Below are 11,617 nucleotides of genomic sequence, written 5' to 3' on the forward strand. Positions count from 1 at the left end.
CGCGCCACGAGCGCGCAGCGCATGAGCATGTACCGAACGAGCGTGGACCGAGGGGGAGTTCCGCGATGAGCGAGACCGGCGCCGTAGAGGTGACACTGAAGGTCGGCCAGAACAAGCACCTGTCCACCGTGCCGGCATCGGCCGGCCCGCCCGGCCGCGCGGAGATGCACGCCATCCTGGAGGTCGGGGTCACAAGCACCGGCGTCCCCGCGTCCGGCCGGCGCGAGGGGCTGGGCGCCGCCCTGGCCCAGGTCCTGATCATCGACACCTCGAAGTCGATGCTGCACCCCGAGACGAAACTGCACGCCGCCAAGGACGCCACGGTCGCCGCCGTCCGGCTGCTGCCCGACGGCGCCGCCTTCGCGGTGCTGTCCGGGCGCTACGAGGCGACCGTGGTCCATCCCGGCGGCACCGGGGTGCTGGCCGTCGCCGACCCGCAGGAGCGCGCGGCCGCCGAGTACGCCGTACGGCTGCTGGACGCGGACGGCGGCACGGCCATCGGCCCCTGGCTCGACCTCGCCCGGCTGCTGCTGCAGGAGCAGCAGGCACCCGTCAAGCACGTCCTGCTGCTCACGGACGGACGCAACGAGCACGACGAACGCAGGACGCACAAACGGCTGGAGACCGTGCTCCGCGCCTGCGAGCAGCAGTTCGTCTGTGACGTCTGGGGCATCGGCGACGACTGGGACGCGGAGCTCCTGCTGCACATCGCCGGCCGGCTCCAGGGACACGCGGCCGCGGTCCGGGAGGAGTCCGAGCTGCCCGCGGCGTACGAGGAGCTGATGGGCAGAGTGCTCGGCACCGCGCTCCCCGAGGTGCGCATCCGGCTGACCCCCGCCCGGGGCACCGAGATCCGGGAGGTCAAACAGGTGGTGCCGAGCGAACAGGAGCTCCGCCCCGCCGGCGCCGAGCCGGACGCCGGCGGCACCGAGTACGTCACCCGGGGCTGGACCGACGAGGTGCGGCAGTACCAGGTCGTCCTCACCGCGGACCCCTCCGGCCGGGAACTCGGCGAGGACCTCCAGCTCGCCGCCGTCGAACTGCTCGTACCCGGCACCAAGCCCTCCGTGCGGCTGCCCGCCCCGCAGCCGATCCTGGTCAACTGGAGCGACAACCCCGACGACGTCTCCGCGCCCCACCCCGGCGTGGAGCGCCACCGGCTCTACCGGCAGTGCTACGAGGCGGTCGCCGAGGCCTACCGGGCCTGGCGGCGGGGCGCGGACGGCCGTGCGCGGGCGGGTGAGGAACTCGCCAGGGCCCTTTCGCTCGCCGACCGGCTCGGCGACGCGCGGCTGCGGGACGAGCTGCTGCGGGTCGCCGACCGGGACGCCGAACCCCCGCACGAGGTCCATGTCCGCGACGGACTGAAGGGCGTCGACTGGGAGCATCAGCTCCTCTCCAGCGCCAGGACCACCTCGCACGAACCGGAGGGCGCCCCTGAACACCCTCCCGTCGGCCCCGGACCGGCCGCTGACGGCGCCGGTGAGCTGATGGAGTGCCCGCACTGCGGCTGGCTCGGCCCGACCGGATCCCGGTTCTGCGGCGGCAAGTGCGGCAGGCCGTTGGGCGAGTCCGCATGAGGGCGGCGACACCGGCCCGCGACACGGTGGGGCAGCCCGCTCCGGCCGCCCCGTCCCGCCTCCTCGACCGGATCGGCGGCCACCGCGGTGGCGGCGCGGGCAGCACGACGGCCCGCGAGCTGACCCTGCGCCACCGGCTGCTGCTCGGCCTCAGCGCAGCGCTCACCCTCGCCCTGTTCCTCTCCTACGAGGGGGTGCACGGCGACGCCGACCCGCTGCGCACCGACAGCGCGCCCGCCGTACTGGCCATCGACACGGCACACTTCGCGCTCACGAATGCCGACGACGAGGCCAGGTCCCGCACTCCCTCCATCGATGAGATGCAGACGCAGATCTCGGTTGCCTCGCAGAGCCTGGCAGCAGCCGCCGCCGACGTGGTGGGCGGCGCGTCCGGCCGGCAGACCCTGAACACGGTCACCGGACTGATCGCCGGCTACACCGCCAACGTCTACAAGGCGTTGGGCGAGCCCGACGGCAGCCCGCTACGAAGGGCATACCTCCACTACGCCCGCAGCATGCTGCGCGACAAGGACACCGGAATCCTGCCCCGGCTGGAGACGCTGCAGAAGCGGCAGCTGGCCCTGGTGAACAGCCAGACCCGCTTCGGCTGGTCGCTCTGGCTCGGCTGGAGCGTCGCCCTGCTGCTCGTGCTCACCCTGGCCGCCGCCCTGCTGGAGACCCAGGTCTTCCTGCGCCGCCGGTTCCATCGCCGGTACAGCAGGCCCCTGCTGGCGGCCGGAGCCCTCCTCGGCGGGGGGACCGTGACGCTGGTGCTCTTCACCCTGTGGACGCACCAGGGTATGGCGGACACACGCCACCGGCTCCCGGGGGGACACGGGTCCGACATCCCCGAGGTGGGGCGGCAGGTCGCCGACCACCTGGCGAACACCGGCTTCCGTGCGGCGGCAGCCGTGTGGATCCTCATAGGAGGGATCGTGCTCATGGCACTGACCGATTCGGTCCTGCGACGCCACCTCAACGACTACCGGTTCGTCCCCCGGTGAGCGCCCCCGACGACGGCCGCACCTCGGCCGTCCCCGCCCGCCGGCGCGGCCCCTCCCGCCGCATGGTCCGCACCGTCGTCGCCGTGGCGAGCTGTCTGGCCCTGGTCGCGGTCGCCGTGGTCGTGGCCGTGCGCCACTTCGGCAGGGAACCGACGGTGACCCTGCTGGCCAACTGGACCGGCGCCGAGGCGCGGCGGTTCCAGGCGGACGTGCTCGCCCCCTTCGAGAAGCGGCATCACATCCACGTCGACTACCAGGGCAGCTCCGCCGAGAGCCAGGTGCTCAGCGCCGACGTGGAAGCGGGCACCCAGCCCGACATCGCCGTCCTCACCGGTCCCGGCGAACTCGCCTCCTACTATCACGACCGCCGGCTCAAGCCCGTCGGCGATCTGATACCCAAGAACGCCTTCGGCGCCTCCTGGACCCCCTCGTTCGGCGGCAAGGTCTACTGGTTCCCGCTGAAGGCGGATCTCAAGAGCATCGTCTGGTACCCCAGCGGGACGAGCGGGAAGCAGCTCGTGAGAGCCGCCCATGAGCCGGGCCAGTGGTGTCTGGGGATGGGCTCCGGCGCCACCAGCGGCTGGCCGGGCACGGACTGGATCGAGGACATCCTCCTCCAGCGTTACGGCTCGCGGACGTACGACCAGTGGGCGAGCGGCGCGCTCCCCTGGACCTCCCCGCCCGTGCGGAAGGCCTGGAACGCCTGGAGGAACATGGTCCGCGCCGAAGGCGACCCGGACCTCGTCGGGCGCGCTCTGGAGACCGACTACGGCGATGCGTCCGCCCTGGCCGGCGAGGGGAAGTGCAGTCTGGAACACCAGGGCTCCTTCGTCGGCGCCAAGAAGGGCTGGCAGAAGAGGAAGGGCGTGTACCGGTCGTCCTCCGCGCTGCTGGGCGGAAAGGCCGGCTCCCACGACTGGGAGGTCTCCGGTGACCTGGTCGCCCTGCTGAACTCGACTCCGCAGTCCCGGGAGCTCATCCGCTACCTGGCGTCCGCCGAGGCACAGCGGCAGTGGAGTCGCGGGGGGACCGGGTTCTCCGTCCACGCCGGTGTCAAGGAGAGCGACTACCCGGACAAGCAGCGCCGCTCGCTCGCCCACACCCTGCGCGATCAGCAGGCCATGCACTGCTTCGACGCCTCCGACGCCATGCCCCCCTCGGTGCGCGACGCCTTCGCCCGGGCCACCATCGACTTCCTGGCCGACCCGCGCCGCCTGGACTCCCTGCTCAGGAACCTGGTCGCGCTCAGCAGCGAGTCGGACCTGACCTGGCTGGGGTCGGTGTGCGCCACCGGATCCTGAGGGGGAAAGGAGCCCCGCCTAGAGCCAGTCCCGCCGCTTGAAGACGACGTACAGGGTGGTGCAGACGACCCCCATCAGGACGATCGCGAAGGGATACCCGTAGAACCAGCCCAGCTCGGGCATGTGCCGGAAGTTCATGCCGTAGATGGTCCCGACGAGCGTGGGCGCGAACAGGATCGCCGCCCAGCTCGAGATCTTCTTGACCTCTTCGTTCTGCTCGAAGCCCGCCTCCGCGAGCGCCCGCATCTCCGCGTTCTGCTGCTGGGAGACCAGGGTGGCGTTCACCGTGAGGATCTCGGTGAGGGCCTGGCGGAAGCCGTCGACGCGTTCGCTGGTGTGGGTGACGTGGTCGGCGACGTCGCGGAGGTAGCGCTGGAGTTCCTCGTCCGTCCCGTACTTGGCGAAGCCGGCCATCAGGGCGTGCAGCATGCCGACCAGGGGCCGGGTCGCGCGCTGGAACTCGACCGTCTCGCGGGAGAGTTCGTAGATACGGCGGGAGACCTCGGGGTCGCCGCGGAACACTTCCGTCTCGATCTCGTCGATGTCGTTCTGGACGCCCGCGACGACCGGCGCGTAGCCGTCCACGACCGCGTCGAGGATGGCGTACAGCACCGCCTCCGGGCCGAGCCGCAGCAGCTCGGGGGAGTCCTCCATACGGCGGCGGACGGCGGAGAGGTCCGGGGCGGCGCCGTGCCGGACGGGGATGACGAAGTCGCGGCCCACGAACACGTGCAGCTCACCGAAGTCGACCTCCTCCGGCGCGTCCAGATAGCGGGCCGCGCGCAGCACGACGAACAGCGTGTCGCCGTACCGCTCCAGCTTCGGCCGCTGGTGCGCCTCCATCGCGTCCTCGACCGCGAGCGGATGCAGACCGAACTCCGCGGCGAGGGAGTGGAGTTCCTCCTCCGTGGGGCGGGCGAGCCCGATCCACGCCATACCCGACGGCTGCTCGCGCAGCGCGTGATAGGTGTCGGCGAGGGTCTCGGGGGTGCCGACGCGCACCCCGTCGCGGTACAGGGCCACCTGGACGACGCTCGCGGCCTCGGCCGGGACGGCGGGCCCGGGGGACGGCGCCGGCGGCTCCCCGGCCGGTGGTTCCTCCGGGGGCAGGCCGCGCCGCCAGCCGGATCTACGGAGGGTCCTCGAGACGGGGAGGGCGCGTCGCTCGTGCATCGAGGGCTGCCTCTCGGTAGGCCTGCTTCGGCGTGATCGGCCAGCAGGATATCCGCGGCCCGCCGATCGGGGCCGGACGCGCGGTGCGGAAACCGGTGAGAGTCGCCCGACCGGTTGCGGACCGAAGGTGTCCGCAAGGAGGGTTAGGGCCTGTCCGGCGGATCATGCCGCAGACGCGGGGCTCGGCACGCCCTCCCCCACTCTCGGCTTCGCTCGAGCGGGCGGTGCCCCCACCGGCGTTGTCGTCGGTTGCCGACTCCCCCACTCTCGGCTCCGCTCGAGCGGGGGGACCCCCATCGCGTCGACGCCCTCCTCCGCCTTGCAGCCGGACGCTCCCCCACGCTCGAATGAGCTCGCGCGGGGGCACCCCCATTCGCCCCGCTCACCAGCGCCGATGAGGCACCGCCCGTGCCCTGCGACCTGATCCGCCGGACAGGCCCTAGCGTGCGGTCATGACGAAACGGAGCACGCACAGGACCACGACCGCGCCGGCCCCGGTGCTGGGCCCCCGCGCCCTGGGCCGCGCGACCCTCGACCGGCAACTGCTGCTGCGCCGTTCGGCCCTGTCCGCCCGGGACGCCGTGGAGCATCTGGTGGGGCTGCAGGCGCAGAACGTCAAACCGCCCTACTACGCGCTCGCCGCCCGGCTCGACGGGTTCGTGCCCGAGGACCTCTCCCGGCTCATGGCGGACCGCACGGTCGGCCGAGTCGTCACGCTGCGCTCGACCATCCACACCCACACGGCCGACGACTGCCTCACCCTGCGCCCGCTGGCGCAGCCGGCCCGGGACCGCGAGCTGAACTCCTTCCGCAACGGGCTCACCGGCGTCGACCTGGACGAACTCGCCGCGCTCGCCCGCGATCTGGTGGAGGCCGAGCCGCGCACCATGGCACAGTTGCGCGAGGCCCTGTCCGCCCGGTGGCCGCACGCCGACGCCCGGGCCCTCGCCGTCGCCGCCCGCTGCAGGCTGCCGCTCGTCCAGGTCACCCCGCGCGGGCTGTGGGGACACAGCGGCCAGGTCGCCCTGACCACCGCCGAGCACTGGCTGGGCCGCCCCGCCGGGTCGTTCCCGGATCCGGCCCCCGACGCCGTCGTACTGCGCTACCTCGCCGCCTTCGGCCCGGCCTCCGTGCGGGACATGCAGACCTGGGCGGGCCTGACCCGGCTGGGCGCGGCCTTCGAACGCCTGCGCCCGCGGCTCGTCACCTTCCGGGACGCGGACGGCGTGGAACTCTTCGACCTGCCCGACGCGCCGCGCCCCGACCCGGACACCCCGGCCCCGCCCCGCTTCCTGCCCGAGTTCGACAACCTGCTCCTGTCCCACGCCGACCGCACACGCGTCGTACCCCCGCAGTACCGGGGCCGCAACTGGCGGGGCAACCAGGCCCACCGCGTCCTGCTCGTGGACGGCTTCCTGGCCGGTCTGTGGAAGCTGGACGGCGAGGCGCTGGTCATCGAGCCCTTCGGCCCGCTGACCGGGGCTCAGCGCGAGGAGGTGGTCCAGGAGGGGAGCCTGATGCTGGAGACGATGCACGCCGGGGAGTCGTACGACATACGTTTCGGCACCGTCGTACGGGGCTGAGGCCGCCGGGGGACATGGAAAGGGGGGCGTTGCGGGCCGCTCGTGGAGGCCCGCAGCGCCCCCCTGGCATCTACCCGAGGGATGCTCGGGAAGCTTTCCCGGTTACGAGTTGACCTTCGCGGTCACCAGGTTCGAGAAGGTGGTCAGCCGGGTGTAGACACCCGGGTAACCGGCCTCCGCGCACCCCTCTCCCCAGGAAGTGATCCCTGCCAGGACGCCCCCGATGAGCAGGGGACCGCCGCTGTCGCCCTGGCAGGTGTCCACACCGCCGGAGGTGTATCCGGCGCAAACCATGTCGGTCTGGACGAAGTCCGAACCGTAGGAGCTCTTGCAGCTCGAGTCGGACACGATGGGCACGGTCGCGGTCCGCAGCTGGTTGGAGGAGCTGCCGTTCTCCGAGGTGGTGCCCCAGCCGAGGATGCGGGCCGTGGTCCCGGCCGCGTACACACCGGTCTGGGAGGAGGAGACGTACGACGCCGGGGTGTACGACATCGACGTCGACAGGGTCAGCACGGCCACGTCGTCGCCGTTGGTGGCGTCGGTGTAGTCCGGGTTGATCCAGATCTTGCTGACCTTGCTGACCGTGCCGTTGGTGCCGTTGAGGTACGTCCGGCCGCCGACCACCCGGACGCCGCCGGTGGTCTCGCCGACCATGCAGTGCGCGGCCGTGACGACCTTCTTCGCCGCCACCAGGGTGCCGCCGCAGAACTGGTTACCGGAGGCGTCGGTGATCTGCATCATGAACGGGTACGCCGTCGTCGTGGTCGTCGTGCCACCGACGATGGGCTCGGGGGCGGCCACAGCGGTGGGGGCGCTGAGCAGTGCGGTCGCGGCGGCGGCAGCGGTCGCCGCGACGACGGCGGCGGTCTTTCTTGCGCGGTTGAGCCCGAACATGAGTCTCCTCAGTGGGGTTGCCGGTGGGGGGACGCGCGGGTGGGGTGAAGCACGAAGGTCGCGGGACCGACCCCCGTATGCCCGGGCGAGCGGCATGGGTTCAAGCTAGGACCCGGAACAGCCTCCTCCCAATGAGGGAACCCCCTAGTGGAGTGGGGCAGGGAAAACCCTCGGTCCGGCTCAGTAAACCTGGCGGGTTGTCACTTCGCGCGGCGTCCTGCCGCCAATCGGACGATGTCCACCCGCGAACGGATCCCCAGCTTGCGGTAGACCCGGGTCAGCGTCGCCTCGACCGTCTTGACGCTGATGAACAGGCGGGCGGCGATCTCCCGGTTGGTGGCGCCCTCCATGACCAGGGCCGCGACCTGACGCTCCATCGAGGCCAGCCCCTCCAGCGCGTCGAGCGCGGCGGGCGGGGCGACCACCGGCTCCGGATCGGGCTCCGGCGCGCTGACGGCCGCCTCCACCTGGCGCAGCCAGGGCAGTGCCCGGCACCGGCGGAACAGCCGGGCGGCCTCGTCGTACGCCGTCGGTCCCGGCCGTGAGGCGCGCAACTGGGCCAGCAGGAAGGCGGCGCGGGCCTCCTCCAGGCCGTGGCCGAGCTTGGCGAGCCGGTCCTGGGCCGACGTCAACTGGGCGATCGCCGCGTCGCCTTCGCCCTGGGCGGCGCGGACCAGGGCCTCGGCGCGGTCCAGCACCGCGAGCACGCTCTCCCGGCCGAGCCGCAGCGCGTGTGCGCGGGTGACCTCGATGACGTCCTGCGCCTCGTCGTGCGAGCCGATCCGCACGAGAGCCTCGGCGAGATCTCCGTGCCAGCGGCCGCGTGCCGGGTCGGTGATGCCCAGGGCGCCCTCCAGCTCCCGCACCCGGCGCAGCGAACGCACCGCGCCCGCCGGGTCCCCGGCCACCAACTGGGCGTAGCCGAGTGCGCCCAGGGCCCGGGACAGGTACATCTGGTCACCGTCCTGCTCGGCGTGCTCCACCGCCTCCCGGGCCAGCGCGAGCGCCCGGTCGACGTCGCCGCCGGAGGCCTCCGCGAGGGAGGTGAGCATGCCGGAGGCGGTCTCGCCGATCCCGGAGTCCCGGGCCAGGGCGAGGCTCTCGCGGGCCAGCTCCAGTGCCCGGCCGCAGTGCCCGGAGCGCAGTTCGGTCTCGGCGAGCCCGCGCAGGAAGTGCACCTCGCTCTCCACCGAGCCGCGCCGCCGCACCTCGCGCAGCAGGGCGGTGACCGTCGCCCGCGCCTCGGCGAGCTGGTCGCCCATGACCAGCCAGCGGAACCGGGCGCTGCCGGCGCCGTTGTGATGGCACGCCACGCCGGGGTCCTGCGGCTCCTTCATGGCGCGCTTGATGGTGAGGGGGGCCGCCGGATGGCCCATCAGGGTCTCGATCTGGGCCAGGAAGGCCAGCGCCAGCAGCTCGGTGCGCCGGTCACCGCCGCGCTCGGCGAGCTCCGCGGTGTGCGCGGCGGCCTGGCGGGCCTCGGTGAAGTCGCCCTCCACGATCAGCGCCCGCCACGCCATCTGGTAGTGCACCAGGGCGAGCAGGCGCGGGTCGTCGCCGGCGTCGGCCAGGGCCTGCGGGAAGACCGCGTCGACCTCGGTCATGGTGTGGCCGGCGGTCTCGATCACGACCATCCAGGCCCGCACCCGGTCGGCGGGCACGCTCGCCCGGGTCAGGACCTCGCGGGCGATGTCCCGGGCGAGGTCGACCTCCCCGGCGGTGATGGCGTCCTCGGCGGCCTGCAGCCGGCGTTCGTCCGGGTCGGGCAGGCCCCCGGCGGGGGTGTGCCGGGCGGCGAGCAGACCGAGCTGCGCGGCGACGGACGGCGCCCCGCGGTCCCGGGCCAGCGCGGCGGCCTCGGCGAGCCGGGCGGCCGTCTCCGGGTCGGCACCGGTGGTGGCCAGCGCCAGGTGGCGGGCCCGCTCTATCGGGTCCGGGGCGGCGGTGGACAGCGCGGCGTGCGCGGCCCGCCGCTCGTGGGCGGGGGCCTCGGCGTACAGGGCGGCGGAGATCAGGGGGTGCGCGAACCGTACGGCGGGGTCTTCCGGCTCGGTGGCCAGCAGCCCGAGTTCGGCGGCCTGGGCGCACTCGGCCTCGGCGTTCTCCCGGCCGGCCGCGTGCAGCAGGGCGGGTGTGGGACGCGCTCCCGCGCTCGCCACCAGGAGCGTGCGGCGGGCTTCCACGGACAGCATGTCGAGGCGGCTGAGCACCAGGGCGCGCAGCGAGGTGGGCACCGGCAGCGGCTCGCCGGGTCTCGGCGGGGTGGGGTTCTCGGCGAGGGCGCGGCCGAGTTCCAGGGCGAAGAGCGGGTTGCCGCCGCTGGTGCGGTGGATCTCGCGGACGGTGGAGCGGGGCAGGCCCGAGTAGCCGCGGTGGTCGAGCAGCGCGGAGACCTGGGTGCGGGTCAGGGGGCCCAGCCGGACGGCGAGGGTGTCGGGCGGGGACGCGCGTAGATGACGGTCGTACTCCTGCCCCTCGGTGCGCACCGCGCACAGCAGTTGGACCGGGGTGTCGCCCAGGCGGCGGGCGGCGAAGCCGAGGAGTTCGGCGCTGGCCGGGTCCAGCCACTGCAGGTCGTCGGCGACCACGAGGACGGTGCCCTCGGCGGCCAGCGCGCGCAGCGCGGACAGCACGGCGAGCCGCAGGGCGAGGCCGTCGCGCTGGAGGCTGGACTCGCCGCGGCCGGTGAGCGCGGACTCCAGGGCGGTGGCCTGGGCGGCGGGCAGCCGGGCGGACACCCGGTCGAGGACCAGACCGAGGAGGTCGGCGAGCGCGAGGAAGGGCAGGTGGGATTCGGACTCGGTCGCTGAGCAGCGCAACACGGTGTGGGCGGCACCGCCGTATTCCGCCGCCAGCGCCCGCAGGACGGTCGATTTCCCTATTCCGGCGGGGCCGTGGAGCAGCACGCTGCCGCCACGGGTGAGCTGCTCGTGGGCGGCCGTGAACACTTCCTCCCGGGCGATGACCAGGTCGGGGCGGCATCGAGCAGGCTCCTGGAAGTCCCGTCGCACGGTCACCGCTCCCCTCGTGTGTCGTGTCCGGGCCAAATTCTAGGCAACAAACCCCGAAATCCTGGCGGAAGGCATGGTGAGGGTAATTACAGCGGTCAGGCATAAGTAAATTCAAAGCACAGCCGCATGAATAGAAAGGGGTCTCATGGCGCGCCGCCGGCGGGCTACGGCAGCAGACCGGTGCGGCGGGCCGCGGCGACCGCCTCGCCGCGGGTGTGGGCGTTCAGTTTGCGCATGGCCGAACGCAGATAGCCCTTGACCGTCTCCGGTCGCAGACCCAGCCGCCCGGCCACCGCCGCGTTGGTCGCGCCGTCCGCGACACAGGCCAGGACGTCCAGTTCGCGAGGGGCCAGGCACGCACCGGTGGCCGGACCCGGGCCCGTCAGCAGGCCGCAGGCCGCCAGCAGCTCGGCCCGCAGCTCCGGGTCGGTGATCCGCGGGGCCAGCGCGCGCAGCGCGGCGTGCGCCTCGCGCACCTGCTCCCGGCTCACCCGCGTCGCATCGCGGGCGGGCTCCGGCCGGGCCACGGCCAGCAGACCCCGCGCCTCCTCCCGGACCACCAGCGCCTGCTCCACGTCCCGTGCCACCGCGACCGCCTCGCTCAGCGTCCGGTCGCCCAGCGGCTGGGCCGTGCGCAGCGCCCCGTACAGCACGCCCCGCACCCGGCGCCGCACCACCACCGGCACGGCCAGCACCGAACGCAGGCCCTCGGCGGCCACCGGGATGTCGTACTCGTGGCTGATCTGCCGGGAGACGGAGTAGTCCGTCACCGCGCACGGCCGGGCCAGCGCCACCGCCTTGCCGCCCAGCCCGTTGCCGGAGGTCACCGCCAGCGAGCGCAGCGCCACGGTGGCCGTGCCGCTCAGTTCGCTGATCCGCATCCGCGGCCGGCCCGCGTCGACCAGGCCCCCGAAGGCGACCGGGAGCCCGGTCGCACGTCGCAGCCGGGCCAGCGCACCGCGTATCTCCACCGCCCCGGCGGCGTCTGCAGTCACCTCTTCGCCCCTTCGTCGCGGCATCGTGCAGTCCACACCCCCGTTCGGGGGTAGTGAGACCTGCATCACGGATTAC

8 protein-coding genes are annotated in these 11,617 nt (G+C 73.3%); 4 read left to right on the forward strand and 4 right to left on the reverse strand.

All coding sequences use genetic code 11. The features are described 5' to 3' along the window. Positions 1-65: 65 nt before the first annotated feature. The 3 genes from ACFY0F_RS19785 to ACFY0F_RS19795 are packed head-to-tail and all read left to right on the forward strand — an operon-like array spanning position 66 to position 3,885. Complete coding sequence (locus ACFY0F_RS19785; RefSeq protein WP_388795507.1) at positions 66-1,580, forward strand: VWA domain-containing protein; 1,515 nt, start codon at positions 66-68, stop codon at positions 1,578-1,580. After that, positions 1,577-2,584 (forward strand): hypothetical protein, encoded by a 1,008-nt coding sequence (locus ACFY0F_RS19790; protein ID WP_388795510.1) that lies wholly within the window; start codon positions 1,577-1,579, stop codon positions 2,582-2,584. Before ACFY0F_RS19785 ends, ACFY0F_RS19790 begins: the two co-directional genes overlap by 4 nt. Further along, a complete protein-coding gene (locus tag ACFY0F_RS19795) occupies positions 2,581-3,885 on the forward strand; it encodes an ABC transporter substrate-binding protein (protein ID WP_388795513.1) in 1,305 nt (434 codons plus the stop codon). The genes ACFY0F_RS19790 and ACFY0F_RS19795 overlap by 4 nt, the downstream gene beginning before the upstream one ends. 18 nt (positions 3,886-3,903) lie before the next feature. Here the strand turns inward: ACFY0F_RS19795 and ACFY0F_RS19800 are convergent, their stop codons facing one another. Further along, positions 3,904-5,058: a magnesium and cobalt transport protein CorA gene (locus tag ACFY0F_RS19800; protein ID WP_388795516.1), complete on the reverse strand. Its 1,155-nt coding sequence runs from the start codon at positions 5,056-5,058 to the stop codon at positions 3,904-3,906. A 452-nt stretch (positions 5,059-5,510) separates the two neighbouring features. Between ACFY0F_RS19800 and ACFY0F_RS19805 the strand changes: the two genes are divergently transcribed. Continuing rightward, the gene (locus tag ACFY0F_RS19805) at positions 5,511-6,641 is read left to right on the forward strand and encodes a winged helix DNA-binding domain-containing protein (RefSeq protein ID WP_388795519.1); all 1,131 of its coding nucleotides are present in this window, start codon (positions 5,511-5,513) and stop codon (positions 6,639-6,641) included. Positions 6,642-6,743: 102 nt separating this feature from the next. Here the strand turns inward: ACFY0F_RS19805 and ACFY0F_RS19810 are convergent, their stop codons facing one another. The 3 genes from ACFY0F_RS19810 to ACFY0F_RS19820 all read right to left on the reverse strand — a co-directional run bounded on the left by ACFY0F_RS19810 (position 6,744) and on the right by ACFY0F_RS19820 (position 11,541). Continuing rightward, positions 6,744-7,535: a S1 family peptidase gene (locus ACFY0F_RS19810; RefSeq protein WP_388795522.1), complete on the reverse strand. Its 792-nt coding sequence runs from the start codon at positions 7,533-7,535 to the stop codon at positions 6,744-6,746. Positions 7,536-7,735: 200 nt separating this feature from the next. Beyond that, complete coding sequence (locus tag ACFY0F_RS19815; protein WP_388795525.1) at positions 7,736-10,552, reverse strand: AAA family ATPase; 2,817 nt, start codon at positions 10,550-10,552, stop codon at positions 7,736-7,738. 158 nt (positions 10,553-10,710) lie between these two features. Then, positions 10,711-11,541, reverse strand: coding sequence for a response regulator transcription factor (locus ACFY0F_RS19820; RefSeq protein WP_388795528.1), 831 nt, complete (start codon positions 11,539-11,541; stop codon positions 10,711-10,713). Between the last annotated feature and the right edge of the window lie 76 nt (positions 11,542-11,617).

This window comes from Streptomyces sp. NPDC001544, assembly GCF_042894285.1.
Taxonomy (GTDB): Bacteria; Actinomycetota; Actinomycetes; order Streptomycetales; family Streptomycetaceae; genus Streptomyces.